The sequence below is a fragment of the Streptomyces sp. NPDC052301 genome (assembly GCF_044593395.1).
Lineage (GTDB): Bacteria > Actinomycetota > Actinomycetes > Streptomycetales > Streptomycetaceae > Streptomyces.
Map to the genome: position 1 here is coordinate 1 of NZ_JBIUBE010000014.1, position 19834 is coordinate 19834.

General features: G+C 72.0%; 17 protein-coding genes. 5 read left to right on the forward strand and 12 right to left on the reverse strand.

Annotated elements, in window-relative coordinates; translation table 11 throughout:
• The first annotated feature begins 626 nt into the window (after positions 1–626).
• Complete coding sequence (gene trpS, locus ACIHEJ_RS31430; protein ID WP_400140484.1) at positions 627–1652, forward strand: tryptophan--tRNA ligase; 1026 nt, start codon at positions 627–629, stop codon at positions 1650–1652.
• A 56-nt stretch (positions 1653–1708) separates the two neighbouring features.
• Here the strand turns inward: trpS and proC are convergent, their stop codons facing one another.
• The 6 genes from proC to ACIHEJ_RS31460 form a co-directional block, all read right to left on the reverse strand.
• Complete coding sequence (proC, locus tag ACIHEJ_RS31435) at positions 1709–2521, reverse strand: pyrroline-5-carboxylate reductase (RefSeq protein WP_400140485.1); 813 nt, start codon at positions 2519–2521, stop codon at positions 1709–1711.
• Between the two features lie 81 nt (positions 2522–2602).
• Complete coding sequence (locus ACIHEJ_RS31440) at positions 2603–3376, reverse strand: ABC transporter permease (protein ID WP_400140486.1); 774 nt, start codon at positions 3374–3376, stop codon at positions 2603–2605.
• A complete protein-coding gene (locus tag ACIHEJ_RS31445; protein WP_400140487.1) occupies positions 3373–4170 on the reverse strand; it encodes an ABC transporter ATP-binding protein in 798 nt (265 codons plus the stop codon). The genes ACIHEJ_RS31440 and ACIHEJ_RS31445 overlap by 4 nt, the downstream gene beginning before the upstream one ends.
• A 108-nt stretch (positions 4171–4278) precedes the next feature.
• A complete protein-coding gene (locus ACIHEJ_RS31450; protein ID WP_400140488.1) occupies positions 4279–5076 on the reverse strand; it encodes a class I SAM-dependent methyltransferase in 798 nt (265 codons plus the stop codon).
• A 324-nt stretch (positions 5077–5400) separates the two neighbouring features.
• Positions 5401–5925 carry an EamA/RhaT family transporter gene (locus ACIHEJ_RS31455; RefSeq protein WP_400140489.1) on the reverse strand — a complete coding sequence of 175 codons (525 nt, stop codon included), beginning with the start codon at positions 5923–5925 and terminating at the stop codon, positions 5401–5403.
• Positions 5926–6008: 83 nt separating this feature from the next.
• Positions 6009–6326: an SH3 domain-containing protein gene (locus ACIHEJ_RS31460; RefSeq protein WP_400140490.1), complete on the reverse strand. Its 318-nt coding sequence runs from the start codon at positions 6324–6326 to the stop codon at positions 6009–6011.
• Between the two features lie 175 nt (positions 6327–6501).
• Here ACIHEJ_RS31460 and ACIHEJ_RS31465 point away from each other — a divergent pair, with 175 nt between their 5' ends.
• Complete coding sequence (locus tag ACIHEJ_RS31465) at positions 6502–8616, forward strand: PQQ-binding-like beta-propeller repeat protein (protein WP_400140491.1); 2115 nt, start codon at positions 6502–6504, stop codon at positions 8614–8616.
• A gap of 77 nt (positions 8617–8693) precedes the next feature.
• On the opposite strand, the gene ilvD is transcribed toward ACIHEJ_RS31465, so the two are convergent.
• From ilvD to ACIHEJ_RS31485, 4 genes are all read right to left on the reverse strand, one after another.
• Positions 8694–10547 (reverse strand): dihydroxy-acid dehydratase, encoded by a 1854-nt coding sequence (ilvD, locus tag ACIHEJ_RS31470; RefSeq protein ID WP_400140493.1) that lies wholly within the window; start codon positions 10545–10547, stop codon positions 8694–8696.
• A gap of 133 nt (positions 10548–10680) precedes the next feature.
• Entirely contained in the window at positions 10681–11286 is a 606-nt protein-coding gene (locus ACIHEJ_RS31475) for a TetR family transcriptional regulator (RefSeq protein ID WP_400140495.1), read from the reverse strand.
• Entirely contained in the window at positions 11283–12101 is an 819-nt protein-coding gene (locus ACIHEJ_RS31480) for a sugar phosphate isomerase/epimerase family protein (RefSeq protein WP_400140497.1), read from the reverse strand. The genes ACIHEJ_RS31475 and ACIHEJ_RS31480 overlap by 4 nt, the downstream gene beginning before the upstream one ends.
• Before the next feature lie 181 nt (positions 12102–12282).
• Positions 12283–13215 carry a Ppx/GppA family phosphatase gene (locus ACIHEJ_RS31485; protein ID WP_400140499.1) on the reverse strand — a complete coding sequence of 311 codons (933 nt, stop codon included), beginning with the start codon at positions 13213–13215 and terminating at the stop codon, positions 12283–12285.
• A gap of 71 nt (positions 13216–13286) precedes the next feature.
• Between ACIHEJ_RS31485 and ACIHEJ_RS31490 the strand changes: the two genes are divergently transcribed.
• The gene (locus tag ACIHEJ_RS31490) at positions 13287–14117 is read left to right on the forward strand and encodes a hypothetical protein (RefSeq protein WP_400140501.1); all 831 of its coding nucleotides are present in this window, start codon (positions 13287–13289) and stop codon (positions 14115–14117) included.
• 194 nt (positions 14118–14311) lie between these two features.
• On the opposite strand, the gene ACIHEJ_RS31495 is transcribed toward ACIHEJ_RS31490, so the two are convergent.
• Positions 14312–16081 (reverse strand): hypothetical protein, encoded by a 1770-nt coding sequence (locus tag ACIHEJ_RS31495; protein ID WP_400140503.1) that lies wholly within the window; start codon positions 16079–16081, stop codon positions 14312–14314.
• Between the two features lie 197 nt (positions 16082–16278).
• On the opposite strand from ACIHEJ_RS31495, the gene radA reads away from it, so the two are divergent.
• Both radA and disA read left to right on the forward strand, forming a co-directional pair.
• A complete protein-coding gene (radA, locus tag ACIHEJ_RS31500) occupies positions 16279–17688 on the forward strand; it encodes a DNA repair protein RadA (RefSeq protein ID WP_400140505.1) in 1410 nt (469 codons plus the stop codon).
• 80 nt (positions 17689–17768) lie between these two features.
• The gene (disA, locus tag ACIHEJ_RS31505; protein WP_100827559.1) at positions 17769–18893 is read left to right on the forward strand and encodes a DNA integrity scanning diadenylate cyclase DisA; all 1125 of its coding nucleotides are present in this window, start codon (positions 17769–17771) and stop codon (positions 18891–18893) included.
• A 32-nt stretch (positions 18894–18925) separates the two neighbouring features.
• Here the strand turns inward: disA and ACIHEJ_RS31510 are convergent, their stop codons facing one another.
• Positions 18926–19753, reverse strand: coding sequence for a hypothetical protein (locus ACIHEJ_RS31510; RefSeq protein WP_400140508.1), 828 nt, complete (start codon positions 19751–19753; stop codon positions 18926–18928).
• Positions 19754–19834 lie beyond the last annotated feature (81 nt).

Below are 19834 nucleotides of genomic sequence, written 5' to 3' on the forward strand. Positions count from 1 at the left end.
ACTCACCCTCTCGGGCTTTCCTCCGGGCTTCCCTTCGGTGTTTCCGACTCTATCAGATCTTTTCTCGATCCGATTTCCTCGGTGCTTTCCAGGTTCTCGCTCTCGCGTTTCCCTTTCCGGCGGTTCCGACTCTATCAGATCCTTTCGGCGTCTGACCCCCAGTCAGCGGGGTTTGTCTTCCCGGCCCTTTGGGCCGTTCCGACGAGTGAGACTTTAGCGGATTCCGTGCTCCCGAGCTAATCGGGGGCGGCGTCCTTTCGAACGCGGATTCCTCATTCCACAAATACGCACACCGAAGTTGCCGACGCAGAAACGTCGATGTCCGGGTGATGCTCGTGGAGTGGCTGTCCGGGGACCGACCGGAGTCGGCGCTCACGTCGGACAACTCGGAGAACACTACGGATCGGCGTGGGGTGTGTCAACTTGCCTCCTCGAGACACCCCCGCGGCGTAGAGTGAGGGACGTGATGACGCGTACGTGTACCCAGCTTTGGTGGGCCGCCTGACGGCGGCCGTACTCACGTATGCACTCAACGGCCGCCGCTTCGGCGGCCGTTCTCGTATCTCCTCCGGACCTCCGGGGGCCGGCCGCAGGAGCGGTGGCCTCGACCAGGAGGTGGAGTAGAGATGACGCGGGTCTTCAGCGGGGTTCAGCCGACCGGGCATCTGACGCTGGGCAACTACCTGGGTGCGATGCGGCGCTGGGCCGCGGTGGACCAGCACCGGGCGGACTCCTTGTTCTGTGTGGTGGATCTGCACGCGCTGACCATGGACCACGATCCGGCGCGGCTGCGCAGGCTCAGCCGGCAGACGACGACGCTGCTGCTGGCGTCGGGGCTCGATCCCGAGGTGTGCACCGTGTTCCTGCAGAGCCATGTCGACGAGCACACGAGACTGTCGTACCTGCTGGAGTGCGTGGCGACCGACGGCGAGATGCGGCGGATGATCCAGTACAAGGAGAAGGCCGCCAAGGAGCGGGATCGCGGCGGGAGCGTGCGCCTGTCGTTGCTGACGTATCCGGTGCTGATGGCGGCGGACATCCTGGCGTACGGCGCGGACGAGGTGCCGGTCGGGGAGGACCAGGCGCAGCACGTGGAGCTGACTCGGGATCTGGCGGTGCGGTTCAACCAGCGGTACGGGCACACGTTCGTGGTGCCGCGGGTGACGCTGCCGGGGGTGGCGGCGCGGGTGATGAACCTGCAGGAGCCGACGCGGAAGATGGGGAAGTCGGACGAGTCGGGGGCGGGGGTCGTCTATCTGCTCGACGAGCCGGACACGATCCGGAAGAAGGTCATGCGGGCGGTGACCGACAGCGGCCGGGAGGTGGAGTACGACCGGGAGGCGCGGCCCGGGGTGGCGAATCTGCTGGAGATCCTCGCGGCGTGCACGGGTGGGGACCCGGAGGCCCTGGCCGGTGTGTACGAGTCGTACGGGGCTTTGAAGAAGGACACCGCGGACGCCGTGGTGGAGGTCCTCAGGCCCGTGCAGGCCAGGCACAGGGAGCTGTGTGCGGATCCTGCCTATGTGGAGGGGGTGCTGCGGGATGGCGCGGGGAAGGCGCGGGCGATGGCCCGGCCGACCGTCGATGCGGCGTATCGGGCGATCGGGTTGTTGCCGTCGGTGGAGCGGACCGAGCTGAGCGACGTGCGTTAGCCGGGCCTCGGGTGGGGCGGCCGGCGTGGTGCGCGGTCGCCCCTTCTCGGGGCCGGTCAGTCCTTCTTGCCGGTGGCGAGTTCGCGGCTGCGGTCGCGGGCGGCTTCGAGGGCGGCGATGAGGGCGGCTCGGACGCCGTGGTTCTCCAGTTCGCGGATGGCGTTGATCGTGGTGCCGGCCGGAGAGGTGACGTTCTCCCGGAGCTTCACGGGGTGCTCGCCGCTGTCGCGGAGCATCACGGCCGCTCCGATGGCGGACTGGACGATGAGGTCGTGAGCCTTGTCGCGGGGCAGGCCGAGCAGGATGCCGGCGTCGGTCATGGCTTCGACCAGGTAGAAGAAGTAGGCCGGGCCGGAGCCGGACAGGGCGGTGCAGGCGTCCTGCTGGCTCTCGGGGACGCGGAGGGTCTTGCCGACGGCGCCGAAGATCTCCTCGGCGTGGGCGAGGTGTGCGGCGGTGGCATGGCTTCCGGCGGAGATGACCGACATGGCCTCGTCGACGAGCGCGGGGGTGTTGGTCATGACGCGGACGACCGGGGTGCCTGTGGTGAGGCGCTCCTCGAAGAAGGAGGTGGGGATTCCGGCGGCGCCGCTGATGACCAGGCGGTCGGCGGGGACGTGCGGGGCGAGTTCGTCCAGAAGGGTGCCCATGTCCTGCGGCTTGACCGTGAGGATGAGGGTGTCGGCGGTCTTGGCTGCCTCGGTGTTGGTGACCGGGGTGACTCCGTAGCGGGTGCGGAGTTCTTCGGCGCGTTCGGGGCGGCGGGCGGTGACCAGGAGGTCGGCGGGGGCCCAGCCGGCCCGGATCATTCCGCTGAGCAGGGCTTCGCCGATCTTGCCTGTGCCGAGGACTGCGACTTTCTGGCTCATGCGGTTCAGTCTGGCACCGGGGGCGGGGTGTGCGGGTCGCTTGTCCGGTGGGCGGAACGGAGCCGGGCGGGGTGTGGGTGTCTAGGCCGTCCGTCGCCTCAGGGTGGCCGCGCCCAGGGCGAGCACCAGTACCGCGCAGCCGGCCACGATCAGGACGTCGCGGACGAAGGTGGCCGTCATGTCGGTGTGGTGGAGGACCTGGTTCATGCCGTCGACGGCGTACGACATCGGCAGGACGTCGGAGACGGCCGTGAGGGCGGGGTGCATGTCGGAGCGAGGAGTGAACAGGCCGCAGAGGAGGAGCTGGGGAAAGATCACCGCGGGCATGAACTGGACCGCCTGGAATTCCGAGGCCGCGAAGGCCGAGACGAAGAGTCCGAGGGCCGTGCCGAGCAGGGCGTCGAGGAGGGCGACGAGGAGGAGCAGCCAGGGGGAGCCGGTGACGTCGAGGCCGAGCAGCCATACGGCGAGTCCGGTGGCGAGGGCGGACTGGACGATGGCGACGACACCGAAGGCGAGTGCGTAGCCGGTGATGAGGTCGGCCTTGCCGAGGGGCATGGCGAGGAGGCGTTCGAGGGTGCCGGAGGTGCGTTCGCGCAGGGTGGCGATGGAGGTGACCAGGAACATCGTGATCAGCGGGAAGATCCCGAGCAGCGAGGCGCCGATGTTGTCGAAGGTGCGGGGGCTGGCGTCGAAGACGTAGCGCAGCAGGATCAGCATCAGGCACGGGATGAGCAGCATCAGCGCGATGGTGCGCGGGTCGTGGCGGAGCTGGCGCAGGACCCGGGCGGCGGTGGCGGTGGTGCGGGCGGTGCTGAGTGCGCCGACGCGGGCCGCGGGGGTGGTCGTGCTCATCGGGTGCTCTCCTTCGTGCGGGCCGCGGCGGCGGCCTCGTCGACGAGGTGCAGGAAGGCGGCCTCGACGGTGTCGGTGGCGGTGCGGGTGCGCAGGGCTTCGGGGGTGTCGTCGGCGAGGATCTCGCCCTCGCGCATGAGGAGGAGGCGGTGGCAGCGCTCGGCCTCGTCCATGACGTGGGAGGAGACGAGGAGGGTGGCGCCGCGGGTGGCGGCGAGGTCGTGGAAGAGGTTCCACAGGTCGCGGCGGAGGACGGGGTCGAGGCCGACGGTGGGTTCGTCGAGGACGAGGAGTTCGGGGGTGCCGAGGAGAGCGACGGCGAGGGAGACACGGCTGCGCTGGCCGCCGGAGAGGTTGCCGGCGAGGGAGTCGGCGTGGCGGGTGAGGTCGACGTCGGCCAGGGCGCGTTCGACGGCCTGGTGGCGGTCGGTGGTGGTGCGTCGGGGGTCGAGGATCGCGGCGAAGTAGTCGAGGTTCTGGCGGATCGTGAGGTCGTCGTAGACGGAGGGGGCCTGGGTGACGTAGCCGATGCGGCTGCGGAGGGTGGGGTGGCCGGCCTGTCGGCCGAGGACGTGCAGGGCGCCGGTGACCTTGGCCTGGGTGCCGACGATGGAGCGCATGAGGGTCGATTTTCCGCAGCCGGAGGGGCCGAGGAGGCCGGTGATCTGGCCGCGGGGGACGGTGAAGCGGAGGTGGTGCAGGACGGTGCGGGGGCCGCGGGCGACGCTGACGTCTTCGGCGTGGACGGCGGCGGTGAGGGCCTGGGGCGGTGGGTCCAGGGTTTTATTCATCACGCGATGAATAATCCGCCCAGGAGCCGTGGCCGTCAAGGGGCGTAGCGCAGAACGGCGGCCGGGACGACTCCCGACCGCCGTTGCCGAGCGTGAAGAACCCTGCCCGGGTCAGGGTTTGGTGGCGACGAGCAGGAGCACGTCGTACGTCTCCTCGACGATGCCGTCCGGGAAGATCTTCAGCAGATGGGCGCGCTCCTCTTCCAGGAAGGCGGTCCTGCGCCGCTCGGGCATGACGAGCAGGAACGAGTGACTGCCGATGTTGGCGAGGTGGGTGTCGATCGGGACGCGGCGGCTCCAGCGGACCTCGCGGCGGGTGAAGTCGAGGCGGCCGCTGGGATCGGCCTGGTTGGTGCGCTCGCCCGCCTTGCTCTGCTCGGCGGTGAGGTCGATGCCGGCGTGGTGGCCGGCGCGCTCGGCCGCCTCCGCGATCCACTCGACGTCGAGGGCGCTGGTGTTCCACCACAGCGCCAGCGCACCGCCCGGCCGCAGCACGCGCAGCGCCTCGGGCACCGAGCGGGCGGGGTCGGTCCAGTGCCAGGACTGGGCGTAGGTGAGGAAGTCGGCGTGGTCGTCGGCGAGGGGAAGGGCGTTGCCGCTGCCCCGGACGAGCGGGATGTGCGGGAGCCCGCGGCGGAACTCGGTGGCCATGCCCTCGCCGGGTTCCACGGCGAGCACGTCGGCGCCGCGGCCGTGCAGAAGGGCGGTCGAGATACCGGTACCGGCGCCGACGTCCACGACCGTGGCACCGGACAGGGAGCGCCCGGCCGTCTCCTCGACGGCGTCGAAGAGGGTGGGCGGATAGGAGGGGCGGTTCGCGGCGTACTGGGCGGCGACGGCGTTGAACGAGTGGGCGCGGGCGGAGTGGGACGACGCGGACGGCTCGGACGAGGCTGAGGTCGTGGTCATGGAGCCATGGTGAGCGGAGGGCGGCGCGAAGGAACAGTGTCGTGCGGCCGCACCGTCCTGCCGCCGCGGCGGCGGCACCGGTTACGGTTCCCCGCGCCGCTCGTGACGTCGTCCGCGACGACCGCCGCGCCCGTCCTTCCGCGCATCCGTCGCCGGTACGTCCGGCGCCGCTGCGCCTGCCGGCCCTGCTGCCCTCACCGCTGCCTTCGGCGCAGCCCCGTCCCCGCCGCTGGTGCACCCCCGCCGCCGCTGCCCTTTTCGGTGCCGCGTCCGCTGCGCTGCTCTCCCGGCCGCTGTCCTCGGCGCCGCTCCCGCTTCCAGGGCCTAGCGGCGTCGCTTCTTCTTCGACGGGTTGCCGGTGCGGCGAGAGGAGCGGCGGGCGTGCTCCTCGCGGGACTTCTCGTACTCCTCTCGGTGCAGCTTCTCTCCCGGGGCCTCGGTGAGGGAGCGGAAGAAGTAGGCGAGGAGGGAGCCGACGAACCCGATGGCGAGCAGGCCGCGCAGGGAGGCCTGGCGCTGCGGGTCGTGGCGCCGCGAGAAGCCCTCCCAGGTGTTGCGGAAGGCGAGCGCGCTGCAGATCGCGAACATGGCGATGACCAGCACGGTCACGAAGGAGCCCGATTCGGCGATCCGGATGCCCTGGTAGGCGAGGCGCAGCACCAGGCAGGAGACGGCTGCCAGGGCGAGGGAGCCGACGGCGACGCCGGCGCGGCGGGCCGCGTAGCCGTCGTCGTGGTTCACCCAGGAGGTGCCGAAGAAGCGCAGGGGCTCGGGGCGGGGGCCGCCGCCCCGGGCCGGACCGTCCATGGAGCCCGCCGGGGTGTCCGGGGTGCCGGTTTCGTCGCTCACGGGACGATTATGGCGCCGGGCGTGGGCGGCCCTCCGGTGGGGTCGGGCGCGACGGGGTGCGCGGCGCCCGACGGTCGAGGACGTCAGGCGCAGCGCGAGGCGATGTAGCCGTCGCTGCCGGTGTGGACGTAGGCGTCGGACACGTACTCGCCGTTGTTGACGTTGTCCCAGATGTTGGTCGTGCCGTAGGGGCCCGTCACCGTCGTACCCGGCGTCTGGCAGAAGATCGGCACGCGGGAGCCCTCGGGGAGCACCCGGATGATGTTGTAGTTGGTGCCGGGGCCGCTGCGGACGTTCACGCGGACGCCGGGCGCCACCGCGAAGGTGCGCACGGCCGTCTCCGCCGTGAGGGCCTCCTCCCCGGCTGCTCCGGTGGCTGCTTCCGATCGGTCTACGGACATGGAACGTCTCCCCCCTGGCCCCATGGCTGTCATGGGCCCCGTTGATTCCGCGAAGCGAGCACGGAACGCCTGTGCGTGACTCGCACGCGGAGGCTAGCAAGCCGCCTCTGTCTCGTACGAGTCATCGACTAGGCTCCGTGCGTCGCGCGCGGACGATGAGCACGGGGGGCGGTCCATGACGCCACAGCGCAGCACCGGAGCGGGCGCGGAAGCGGAACTTCCCGAGTACGCCGGTCACTACCGACTGGAGTCGTGTCTGGGGTCCGGTGGCATGGGGGTGGTCCACCTCGCGCGCAGCACCTCTGGGCTGAAGCTCGCGGTGAAGGTCGTCCATGCCGAGTTCGCCCGCGATCCCGAGTTCAGGGGGCGTTTCCGGCAGGAGGTGGCGGCTGCCCGGAGGGTCAGCGGTGCCTTCACCGCGTCGGTCGTGGACGCCGATCCGGAGGCCGAACGGCCCTGGATGGCCACGCTGTTCATTCCGGGGCCGACGCTGTCCGAGCATGTGAAGCGGAACGGTCCCATGGCGCCGGCGCAGGTGCGCCGGCTGATGGCCGGGCTGGCCGAGGCGCTGCGCGACATCCATCGGGTCGGGGTGGTGCACCGGGATCTGAAGCCGAGCAATGTGCTGCTGGCGGAGGACGGGCCGAAGGTCATCGACTTCGGCATCTCCCGGCCAAAGGACAGTGAACTGCGCACGGAGACCGGGAAGTTGATCGGGACGCCGCCGTTCATGGCGCCCGAGCAGTTCCGTCGGCCCCGGGAGGTGGGGCCGGCCGCGGACATCTTCGCGCTCGGCTCGGTCATGGTGCACGCGGCGACCGGGCGGGGGCCGTTCGACTCCGACAGCCCGTACGTGGTCGCGTATCAGGTGGTGCACGACGAGCCCGAGTTGACGGGTGTCCCGGACGATCTGGAACCCCTGGTACGGCGCTGCCTCGCCAAGGAACCCGAGGAGCGGCCCACTCCCGACGAGTTGATGCGGGAGCTGCGCTCCCTGGCCGCCAGGTACGACACGCAGGCGTTCATACCGGCGCAGCGCACCGGTGATCAGGCGCCCGGACCCACGGAGGACGTGCCGCGATCCCCGGCACGCGCGTCCTGGCGGCCGCGCCTCGGCCGCCCGCCCCGCCGGATGCTGCTCGCCGTCGTGGCCGCCGCCGCGGTCACGGGCAGTGTGCTCACCGCGTTGCTGTGGCCGCGCGGTGACGGCGGTCCGGTGGTGAAGGAGACGGGGTCCCGCACCGGCGTGGCCGCTTTCGCGGCGTGGCGGGCGCACCCGGTCGGCGAGGGCTCCGGGATGCCGCAGTGCGTGACCGGCGCGGGGCGGCTGCTGTGTTTCCGGTCCGGTGTGGCCTCCTCCCTGGACCTGGCCGACGGGACGCTGCTGTGGCGGCGTGCGGTGGGCGAGGAGAGCACGAGCGACGCGCCGGCGCTGTCGGGCGGACTGCTGTTGCTCCCGACGCACGGGGGACGGCGGGTGGTGGCCCTCGATCCCGCCTCGGGGAAGCCTCGCTGGCAGCGGGACATGCCCGACAACCGGGGGATGCGGATCGCCGGCGACATGCTTGTCGTCACGCACGCGGACGGCACGGTGACCGGCGTGGACGGGAGGTCGGGGCACGAGAAGTGGCATCGGCGGCTGCCCGGCCGGGGCACGCCGACCCTGACCACCCGTGCCGGCGATCCGTCGGTCGAAGCCGCCACCACCACGACGGACGGGGCGTACACGCAGCTCACCGTGTTGGACGCGCACAGCGGTACGGCCCGCTGGACGGCCCGGCTGCGGGGCTCGCTGCAACCCGTCGGCAGCGAGGAAGGCTCCCTGGTCCTGCAGTCCGTCGACAACGCCTCCGCGGTCACGGACGCGGTGGTCCGCTATGCGCCCGGCACGAGGACGACGCGCCGTACGGCGCTGCCCGTGCCGCTCACGACTCCGCAGGCCACCGTGCACGGCCACGTCGTCTACCTGCTCGCGGCCGGTGGCTCGCTGGACGCGGTCGACCTGAGCACCGGAAGGCGGCTGTGGCATCTGGAGACGGCCGTGAGCCGGGGCTCGGCCCCCGTCGCCGACGCCGACCACGTCTACTTCAGCGCCCCCGACGGGCGGGTGCTCGCGGTGGACGCCCGGAACGGCGACCTGCTCGGGCAGACCGCGCCACGGCTCGGCGCGAGTTCGGGTGAGGTCGCCGGCGCGCTGCCGGCCCCGATCGTGGTCGACGGCCATGTCTACGCCACCGCCCCGGACGGCACCGTCTTCGCCGTGGACGGGCGTGATCCCTCCGGCTGGTGAGGGGCGCCCGGGAGACCGGTGACACGACGAGAAGGGGCCGCCTCTCGGAGGCGGCCCCCTTGCGCGATGGTGCCGGGTCAGCCCAGCTTGCTCACGTCCCGGACCGCGCCCTTGTCGGCGCTCGTCGCCATGGCCGCGTAGGCGCGGAGGGCGGCGGAGACCTTGCGGTCGCGGTTCTTGGGGGCGTGGACGCCGTTCAGGGCCTGCTCGCGGCGGGCCAGCTCCGCGTCGTCGACCAGCAGCTCGATCGTGCGGTTCGGGATGTCGATGCGGATGCGGTCGCCGTCCTGGACCAGGGCGATGGTGCCGCCGGAGGCCGCCTCCGGGGAGGCGTGGCCGATCGACAGGCCCGAGGTGCCGCCGGAGAAGCGGCCGTCGGTGATCAGGGCGCAGGACTTGCCCAGGCCGCGGCCCTTCAGGTACGAGGTCGGGTAGAGCATCTCCTGCATGCCGGGGCCGCCCTTGGGGCCCTCGTAGCGGATGACGACGACGTCGCCGTCCTTGACCTCCTGGGTGAGGATCCGCTGGACGGCCTCCTCCTGGGACTCGCAGACGACCGCCGGGCCCTCGAAGGTCCAGATCGACTCGTCGACGCCGGCCGTCTTCACCACGCAGCCGTCGACCGCGAGGTTGCCCTTGAGGACCGCGAGGCCGCCGTCCTTGGAGTACGCGTGCTCGACGGAGCGGATGCAGCCGCCCTCCGCGTCCTCGTCCAGGGCCTCCCAGCGCTCGGACTGGGAGAAGGCCTCGGCGGAGCGGACGCAGCCGGGAGCCGCGTGCCAGAGTTCGACCGCCTCGGGGGACGGGGAGCCGCCGCGGACGTCCCAGGTCTTCAGCCAGTCGGACAGGGACGGGCTGTGGACGGAGTGCACGTCCTCGTTCAGCAGACCCGCGCGGTGCAGTTCGCCGAGGAGGGCCGGGATGCCGCCGGCGCGGTGCACGTCCTCCATGTAGTACGTGCGGTTCTTCGCGACGTTCGGGGCGACCTTCGCCAGGCAGGGGACGCGGCGCGAGACGGCGTCGATCTCCTCCAGGCCGAAGGGGACGCCCGCCTCCTGGGCGGCGGCCAGCAGGTGGAGGATCGTGTTGGTGGAGCCGCCCATCGCGATGTCCAGGGCCATGGCGTTCTCGAAGGCCTGGAAGGTGGCGATGTTGAGCGGCAGGGCCGACTCGTCGTCCTGCTCGTAGTAGCGGCGGGTGAGGTCCATCACCGTGCGGGCCGCGTCGACGTAGAGCTGCTTGCGCGCGGTGTGGGTGGCGAGGACCGAGCCGTTGCCGGGGAGCGAGAGGCCGATGGCCTCCGTCAGGCAGTTCATCGAGTTGGCGGTGAACATGCCGGAACAGCTGCCGCAGGTCGGGCAGGCGTTCTCCTCGATGCGGAGGATGTCCTCGTCGGAGATCTTGTCGTTGACGGCGTCGGAGATCGCGTCGACCAGGTCGAGGGTGCGGACCGTGCCGTCCACGAGGGTGGCGCGGCCGGACTCCATGGGGCCGCCGGAGACGAAGACCGTCGGGATGTTCAGGCGCAGGGCGGCCAGCAGCATGCCCGGGGTGATCTTGTCGCAGTTGGAGATGCAGACCAGGGCGTCGGCGCAGTGGGCCTCGACCATGTACTCCACCGAGTCCGCGATCAGGTCGCGGGAGGGCAGGGAGTACAGCATGCCGCCGTGCCCCATGGCGATGCCGTCGTCCACGGCGATCGTGTTGAACTCGCGCGGGATGCCGCCCGCCTCCGTGATCGCCTCGCTGACGATCCGGCCGACCGGCTGCAGGTGGGTGTGGCCCGGCACGAACTCGGTGAAGGAGTTCGCGACCGCGATGATCGGCTTCCGGCCGATGTCCGCACCGGGTACACCGGAGGCGCGCATAAGGGCGCGGGCGCCCGCCATGTTGCGGCCGTGGGTGACTGTGCGGGACCTCAGCTCGGGCATCGTCGCTCGCTCCTTCGGAGACTGTGCTCAGAGAGATTCAGAGACTGCGGTCAGAGAGACTTCTGACTGCCTACGAGCCTACGCCGCCGCTCCACGGACTGGACACGGGTGTCCGGAATGCGGGACGCGCGTTTCACATGGCCGTCAGATGGTGCTGCACCACAGGGGCCACGCGCGCGATGATCTGCTCCAGATCCGCCGAGGCCAGCGGCTCCAGTTTGATCACGTACCGCATCAGCGCGGTGCCCACCAGCTGCGCGGCCGCCAGCTCGGCGCGCAGCTCCGCGTCCGGCAGGTCCAGCTGGTCGGCGATGCGCCGCATCAGCTGTGCGGCGACCAGGCGGCGGAAGACGGCGGCGGCGGTCTCGTTGTTGACCGCCGAGCGCACGATCGCGAGCAGCGGGGTCCGGGTCGTGGGGTTCTCCCAGACGCCGAAGATGAACCGGGTCAGCCGCTCCCCCACACCGTCCAGCGAGCCCTCGGCCAGCGCGTTCGGCGCGTTCAGCGCGGGCGCGAAGGCGACCGCGACGGCTGCCTCGAAGACCTGCTCCTTGGTGCCGAAGTAGTGGTGGACGAGCGCCGAGTCCACGCCGGCCGCCTTGGCGATACCGCGTACGGACGTCTTCTCGTAACCGTGTTCGGAGAACTCCCCACGGGCCGCGGTGAGGATGCGGTCGCGGGTGCCGGCGGACTCGGTGCGCGGGGGACGGCCCCGCCGCCGTGCCGTGGCGCCGCTCATCGCCGCGGCACCCGTACCGCCGAGGCCAGGTGCTTGCGGGTGAAGGCCAGGGCCTCGGCGAGGTCGGCCTCGCGCTCGGCGCTGGACATCGCCCGCCGGGTGTTGACCTCGATCACGACATGGCCGTCGAAACCCGTGAGGGCCAGGCGCTCCAGCAGCTCGGCGCAGGGCTGGGTGCCGCGGCCGGGCACCAGGTGCTCGTCCTTGGCGGAGCCCCGGCCGTCGGCGAGGTGGATGTGGCCGAGGCGGTCGCCCATGCGGTCGACCATGTCCAGGGCGTCGGTGCGGGCCGTCGCCGTGTGGCTGAGATCGATCGTGAAGTGCCGGTAGTCGTGCTGGGTGACGTCCCAGTCGGGGGCGTAGGCGAGCATCTCGCGGTCGCGGTAGCGCCAGGGGTACATGTTCTCGACGGCGAACCGTACGTCCGTCTCGTTCGCCATCCGCCAGACCCCGTCGACGAAGTCGCGCGCGTACTGCCGCTGCCAGCGGAAGGGCGGGTGTACGACGACGGTGGAGGCACCCAGCTTCTCGGCCGCCGCCCGGGCCCGCTGGAGCTTCACCCAGGGGTCGGTCGACCAGACCCGCTGGGTGATCAGCAGGCAGGGGGCGTGGACGGCCAGGATCGGGACGCCGTGGTAGTCCGACAGGCGGCGCAGCGCCTCGATGTCCTGGCTGACCGGGTCGGTCCACACCATGACCTCGACACCGTCGTACCCGAGGCGCGCGGCGATCTCGAAGGCCGTCGCCGTCGACTCCGGGTACACGGAGGCGGTCGACAGAGCGATGCGCACGTCCCGGTCCCTTGGTTCAGCCACGTCCGTCACCATACGGCGTTGGGTGGTGCCGGTGTTGGGTGACTGTTCGCCGTTGTGACTATCGCCATTCGCGCGGGTGCGGCGCCGTCGTGGTCGCCGGCTCCCCCGGATTCCCGGCTTCGTTCGAGCCCGGGGACCCCCGTCGCGGCGGAGCCGCATGTCGACACGGCCCTGCGCGCCCCTAGTCGGAGCCCATGTGGTCGAGGCGCCGCAGGATCACGCCCTCCCGCAGGGCCCACGGACAGATCTCCAGGTTCTCGACGCCGAAGAGGTCCATGGCGCCCTCGGCCACCAGGGCGCCGGCGAGCAGCTGGCCCGCCCTGCCCTCGGAGACGCCGGGAAGCTCGGCGCGCTGGTCCTCCGTCATGCCGGCCAGGCGCGGGACCCAGGCCTCCAGGGACTCGCGCTTGAGTTCGCGTTGCACGTAGAGACCGTCGGCGCTGCGGGCGGCGCCGGCTATGCGGGCCAGCTGCTTGAAGGTCTTGGAGGTGGCGACCACGTGGTCGGGAGCGCCGAAGCGGCTGAACTCGCCGACCGTGCGGGCGATCTCCGTGCGGACGTGGCGGCGCAGGGCGCGGACGGCCTCCGGCTCGGGCGGATCACCGGGCAGCCAGCCCGCCGTGAGGCGGCCGGCGCCGAGCGGCAGGGACACGGCCGCGTCGGGCTCCTCGTCCATGCCGAAGGCGATCTCCAGGGAGCCGCCGCCGATGTCCAGGACCAGCAGCTTTCCGGCGGACCAGCCGAACCAGCGGCGGACGGCGAGGAAGGTGAGCCGCGCCTCCTCCGCACCGGTGAGGACCTGGAGGCGGACGCCGGTCTCGTCGGCCACGCGCGCGAGGACGTCGTCGGCGTTGCGGGCCTCGCGTACGGCGGAGGTGGCGAACGGCAGCAGGTCCTCGACGCCCTTGTCCTCGGCGGCCTGGAGGGCGTCCCGGACCACGGCGATCAGCTTCTCGATGCCTTCGTCACCGATGGCACCGCTGTCGTCGAGGAGTTGGGCGAGCCGAAGTTCGGCCTTGTGCGAATGCGCGGGCAGCGGGCGCGCGCCGGGGTGAGCGTCCACCACCAGCAGATGCACCGTGTTCGAACCCACGTCCAGGACACCGAGTCTCATGTACGGAACGCTACTGCCAGATCGTTCGTCCTCGGTCCCCGGAGCGGGCCTCGGCCACTTACCCTGGACAGGTGCCAAAGACGAAAAAGGCGAAGGTCGACAAGGCGGACAAATCTCGTAAGACCGCCACATCCTCCAAGGGGACGAAGGTGAGTGACGAGAAGGGGCTCGACTTCGCGCGCGCCTGGGTGGAGTTTCCGGATCCGGCGGACGACGAACAGGTCTTCCGCTGTGATCTGACATGGCTGACCTCTCGCTGGAACTGCATCTTCGGCAGCGGCTGCCAGGGCATCCAGGCGGGCCGCGCGGACGACGGGTGCTGCTCGCTGGGCGCGCACTTCTCCGACGAGGACGACGAGAAGCGGGTCGCCGAGCATGTGGCACGGCTCACGCCGGACATCTGGCAGCACCACGACGAGGGCACGCGGGGCGGCTGGGTCTCCGAGGACGAGGAGGGTTCCCGGCAGACGCGGCCCTTCCAGGGGTCCTGCATCTTCCAGAACCGGCCCGGGTTCGCCGGCGGTGCGGGCTGCTCGCTGCACATCCTCGCCCTGAAGGAGGGCCGGGAGCCGCTGGAGACCAAGCCCGACGTGTGCTGGCAGCTGCCGATCCGGCGGACGTACGACTGGATCGACCGGCCGGACGACACGCGCGTGCTGCAGGTGTCCATCGGTGAGTACGACCGCCGGGGCTGGGGCCCGGGCGGCCATGACCTGCACTGGTGGTGCACGTCGGCGACCTCGGCGCACGGCGCCGGCGAGCCGGTGTACGTCTCCTACCGCGCCGAGCTGACGGAACTGATGGGCAAGGCCGGTTACGACCGTCTGGCCGAGTTGTGCGAACAGCGACTGGCGTCGCAGCTCCCGCTGGTGGCCCCCCATCCGGCGGATCCGACGCCCTGACGGCAGCCGAACCTCGCCGAGGCCGTAGCCGTATCCGGCCCGGGGGCGATGGGCGGATTCGTTCCACCTTCCCAGCCCTCCCGCGCCTCCCGCCCCCTCTGACTACCGTCTGACCTGCGACGTTCCCCAGGACCCTGAGCAGAGCGCTCCCCGCGCCGGAACGGATCTGCCCATCGCCCCTCGGAGCCGGCCCCCTAGCTTCCCGACGGGGTCGGGGTGCCGGGGTCGTTGTCGGGCGGGGGCGGGGACGCCGAGTCGGACGGGGTGGGGTCGGGCGGGGTGGAAGGGGGCTCCGACGGGGGCGGGGACTGGCTCGACGGTGGGGCCGTGGGGGGTGCGCTGGACGGCGGGGCCGGGTCGGGTGTGGACGACGGCGGGGGTGTGGGGCGGCTGGGGGCCGTGCCGTAGCCGTCGATGGTGACGACGGCGCCGGCCGGGGCGATCGCCACCTGGGCGCGCCAGTGGCCGGACGGCTCGCGCAGGTGATCGACGTACACCTTGATCGTCAACGTCCGGCCCGGTTCGAGGGTTCCCGAGGACCGGCTGAGGTAGAGCCAGTGGGCCGAGGTGGACGCGGACCAGTGGACCGGCCCGGAACCCGACGCGGTGAGGGTGATCAGGGTGGTGTCGCCGTCGCCCCCGGCGCTCACCGCGAGCTGTCCGGCGCTCTTCTCGCCGGTGCCGCCGACACTGACGACCTCCACGGAGACGTCCGAGCCGCCGTCCTTGCCGAGGCGGATGGCGGGCTTCACGCGCGCGTTGCCCGCGTTCTCGTAGCCGTCGGCCGCGTCGCTGTCGAGGGCGTCGGGGCCCTGCTGCTCGTGCGCGGTCGCGGAGGGGCCGCCCGCCTCACCGGCCGGTGCGCCCCGGTAGGCGGCCCACAGGGCGAGCACCGGCGCCGCGACGACCGTGGCGACGACGGTCGTCGTGACGGCACGCGCGCGGAGGCGGTCGCGGCGGGCCGCGCGGTCCTTGGGGTCCATCGGGAAACCACGCCGGTCGAAGCGCGGAACGGCCGCGCCCCGCGCGCGTGCGTGGTGCGTGAGAGCCATGTGCAGGGCCGCGCGGGGGGCCTCCAGGACGGGCAGCTCGGCCGGGGTGACCGTGGCGCCGGGCCAGTGGCCGGCGACGGCGCGCTCGGCGGTGCGGCGGCAGCGCGGACAGTCGTCGACGTGCCGGACCAGCTCGCGGCGCAGGGCGGTGCTGAGGACGAGCTGGCTGTCGCCCGTGAGGTGGGCCACGCTCGGGCAGCCGCCGGTCTGCACCACGGCGAGGGCCGCGCGGGTGCGTTCGACCTCACAGGCGGCCGTGGCGAGCAGGTCGCGCGCGGCGGCCGGTTCCATGCCGAGGACGGCGGCGACCTCGTGGGCGCCGAGGTGGTGACGGACGGCGAGTTCGAGGGCCTCGCGCTGCTCGGGGGTGGTGCCGGCCGCCTCCGGCCAGGCCAGGAGGGCGAGTTCACGGCGTCGCTCCTCCTGCGCCTCCGGGGCGACGGGTGGTTCGGACATCCCTCGCCCGGCGGTTCTTGCGGTGCCTCTCCCGGCCCCTTGTCTCCCGGCTCCCTGTCCTGCCCCCTTCGTGGCACCGACACGGCCCGCCGCGTGGGTGGCCTGACGTTTCTGCTTGGCCTCGGCCAGCTTCCGCAGGCACGCCCAGCGGGCCAGCGCGTACAACCAGGCCCGGCGGTCGGCGGCGGCCTCCGGGACGCGGTGCCCACGCCGCTCGGCGAGGGCGAGGACGTCACCGAGGGCGGCGACGGCCGCGTCGTGGTCGCACAGCACCGACAGGCAGTAGGTGAACAGACCGTCCAGGTACGGCTCGTAGCACGCCGGCGGCCGCTGGACGAGCGTACGGGCGGCGGGGCGGTCGCGCTCCTCCCGCGCCTCTCGTGCTTCACGCGCCTCGCGGTGCACCCGGTGCGCGCCGGTCGTGCGGGTCGTGGTCTGCGGACTGCTGCTCATCACCCGTGCGACCGTAGGCGGCGCCGGAGTGCCACTTCTGGAAGCTTGAGTAGTTTTACTTCGTACGGGTGAAACGATCCCTCATAAGGGGACAGGAGCCTTCTATTCCGCGGCCGGATCCCGACGAGGGGTGGCCGATACCGGTCCACCCACACGCGCCCCGGGGCCTCGCTGTCAGTGCCGCGGGCTACGGTTTCCGCATGGCTGCCCGTACCAAGACCACCAAGGACCGCCCGTCCTACCGCTGCACCGAGTGCGGCTGGCAGACGGCCAAGTGGCTCGGCCGCTGCCCCGAGTGCCAGGCCTGGGGGACGGTCGAGGAGTACGGCGCGCCCGCGGTCCGTACGACGACACCCGGCCGCGTCATCAACTCCGCGCTGCCCATCGGCCAGGTCGACGGCCGCCAGGCCACCGCCCGCTCGACCGGCGTGCCCGAGCTGGACCGGGTGCTCGGCGGCGGGCTCGTGCCCGGCGCGGTGGTGCTCCTCGCGGGCGAGCCCGGCGTCGGCAAGTCGACGCTGCTGCTGGACGTGGCCGCCAAGTCGGCGAGCGAGGAGCACCGCACCCTGTATGTGACGGGTGAGGAGTCGGCGAGCCAGGTGCGGCTGCGCGCCGACCGGATCGGCGCCCTCGACGAGCATCTGTATCTGGCCGCCGAGACGGACCTGTCCGCCGTCCTCGGCCATCTGGACGAGGTCAAGCCGTCCCTGCTGATCCTCGACTCCGTGCAGACGGTCGCCTCCCCGGAGATCGAGGGCGCGCCCGGCGGCATGGCGCAGGTGCGGGAGGTGGCGGGCGCCCTGATCCGCGCGTCGAAGGAGCGGGGCATGTCCACCCTGCTGGTGGGCCACGTCACGAAGGACGGCGCGATCGCGGGCCCCCGCCTGCTGGAGCACCTGGTGGACGTCGTCCTGCACTTCGAGGGCGACCGGCACGCGCGCCTGCGCCTGGTGCGGGGCGTGAAGAACCGCTACGGCGCCACGGACGAGGTCGGCTGCTTCGAGCTGCACGACGAGGGCATCACGGGCCTCGCCGACCCCAGCGGCCTGTTCCTGACCCGTCGCGCCGAGCCGGTGCCGGGCACCTGCCTGACCGTCACCCTGGAGGGCCGCCGTCCACTGGTGGCCGAGGTGCAGGCGCTGACCGTCGACTCGCAGATCCCCTCCCCGCGGCGTACGACCTCTGGCCTGGAGACCTCGCGCGTGTCGATGATGCTGGCCGTGCTGGAGCAGCGCGGCCGGATCAGCGCGCTCGGCAAGCGGGACATCTACTCGGCGACGGTGGGCGGGGTGAAGCTGTCCGAGCCGGCCGCCGACCTCGCCGTCGCGCTCGCGCTCGCCTCCGCCGCGAGCGACACCCCGCTGCCGAAGAACCTGGTGGCCATCGGGGAGGTGGGCCTGGCCGGCGAGGTGAGACGGGTCACGGGCGTGCAGCGCAGGCTGACCGAGGCACACCGGCTGGGCTTCACGCACGCGCTGGTCCCGGCCGATCCGGGCAGGATTCCGCCGGGGATGAAGGTGCTGGAAGTGGCGGACATAGGGGACGCGCTGCGGGTGCTGCCCCGCTCCCGTCGCCGAGAGGCCCCGCGGGAGGCGGAGGAGCGCCGGTAGACTTTGCCCAGGTCTCGCCCGTCCGTACGAACCGCGTGCGGGTGCGGGAGCGCCTCAGAACCTGCGACCGGAGGAGTGCAGTGGCAGCCAACGACCGGGCAGCAGCTCCCGGAAAGTCCGGTGGGAGTGCCGGTTCCGATGGCCTGATGCGCGCCTCGCTGAGCGCCGTGGCACCCGGCACGCCGCTGCGTGACGGCCTGGAGCGGGTCCTGCGCGGCAACACCGGCGGGCTCATCGTGCTCGGCTCCGACAAGACGGTCGAGGCGATGTGCACGGGCGGGTTCGTCCTGGACGTCGAGTTCACCGCGACCCGGCTGCGGGAGCTGTGCAAGCTGGACGGCGGCATCGTGCTGTCGTCGGACCTGTCGAAGATCCTGCGCGCGGGCGTGCAGCTGGTGCCGGACCCCACGATCCCCACGGAGGAGACGGGCACGCGGCACCGTACGGCGGACCGGGTCAGCAAGCAGGTCGGCTTCCCCGTGGTCTCCGTCTCCCAGTCGATGCGGCTGATCGCGCTCTACGTCGACGGTCAGCGCCGCGTGCTGGAGGACTCGGCGGCGATCCTGTCCCGCGCGAACCAGGCGCTGGCCACGCTGGAGCGGTACAAGCTGCGGCTGGACGAGGTCGCGGGCACGCTGTCGGCGCTGGAGATCGAGGATCTGGTGACGGTGCGGGACGTGTCCGCCGTCGCCCAGCGCCTGGAGATGGTCCGGCGCATCGCCACCGAGATCGCCGAATACGTGGTCGAGCTGGGCACCGACGGCCGTCTTCTCGCGCTCCAGCTGGAGGAGTTGATCGCCGGGGTGGAGCCCGACCGTGAGCTGGTCGTCCGGGACTACGTGCCCGAGCCGACGGCGAAGCGGTCCCGCACGGTCGAGGAGGCGCTGTCCGAGCTGGACGCGCTGACCCACGCGGAGCTGCTGGAGCTGGGCACGGTGGCGCGTGCGCTCGGCTACACCGGTTCGCCGGAGACCCTCGACTCGGCGGTGTCCCCGCGCGGCTTCCGTCTGCTGGCCAAGGTGCCGCGGCTGCCGGGCGCGATCATCGACCGCCTGGTGGAGCACTTCGGGGGGCTGCAGAAGCTGCTCGCCGCGAGTGTGGACGATCTGCAGACCGTGGACGGTGTGGGAGAGGCCCGGGCGCGGAGCGTGCGGGAAGGTCTGTCGCGCCTGGCCGAGTCTTCCATCCTGGAGCGGTACGTCTAGTCCCACGTCCCGTTTCCGGGCCGCGCCGCGCCTCAGTCGGCCGACAGGACGAACGAGGCCTGCGTCTTCCCGAAGCCCGGTGCCTTCGCCTCCAGCAGGTACGTGCCCGTCTGCGCCGACCCCCCGGAGGGCGTCGCGCAGTGGGCGGCGCTCGGCTTCCGGTCCCACTTCACGGTGTACGTGATGCTCTTGCCCGCAGGCACCCGGAACACCAGGCTGCCCGCACCCTCGGGACAGTCGGCCGAGGACCAGAACGCGTCGTCCGCGTCGGCCCGCGTGATCGTCAACACCGCGCTCTTCGGGCCGAGATCGACCTTGCAGTCGGCCGACGAGCTGTTCTTCGCGGTGAGTTCGAAGGTCGGCGTCTGGTCCGGCGAGTAGGAGTTGTGCAGGCTCCGCAGGTTCAACGCCAGGGCGGAGGAGGTGCAGTCGGGCAGCCTCGAGGAGGCCGGCAGCGCATCGCCCGTACCGACGTTCCCACCGCCGGTGGCCGATCCGGAGCCGCCGGCCGAGCCGTCGTCGGATCCGGAAGCCCCGGAAGAACCGGAGGCCCCCGCGGAGCCGGACGCGCCGTCGCCCGAGCCGCCGCCGCTCCCGCCGGAGCCCCCGCCGCTCGACTCGTCGCGCCCGCCCGGGTGTTGGCTGTACGCGGGCCCGGACTCGGACGGTCCCGGCGTGATCGTCTGCGTGGGATTCTTGCCGTTGGACCCGTCGGCGCCCTTCTTGCCTCCCCCGCCGCCGGGGGCAACGATCCAGAGGATCAGCAGCGCCAACAGGGCGACCACCGACAGCAGTACGACCCTCCGTCGCCAGTAGATGGAGGAGGGAAGCGGCCCGACCGGATTGCGCAGAGATCCCACGGCCCAAACTGTACGAGAGATCGTCGCGCTTGCTCGCCCCACCCGCCGCGTGAGCACCAACTTTTCCGGATCATCATCCCG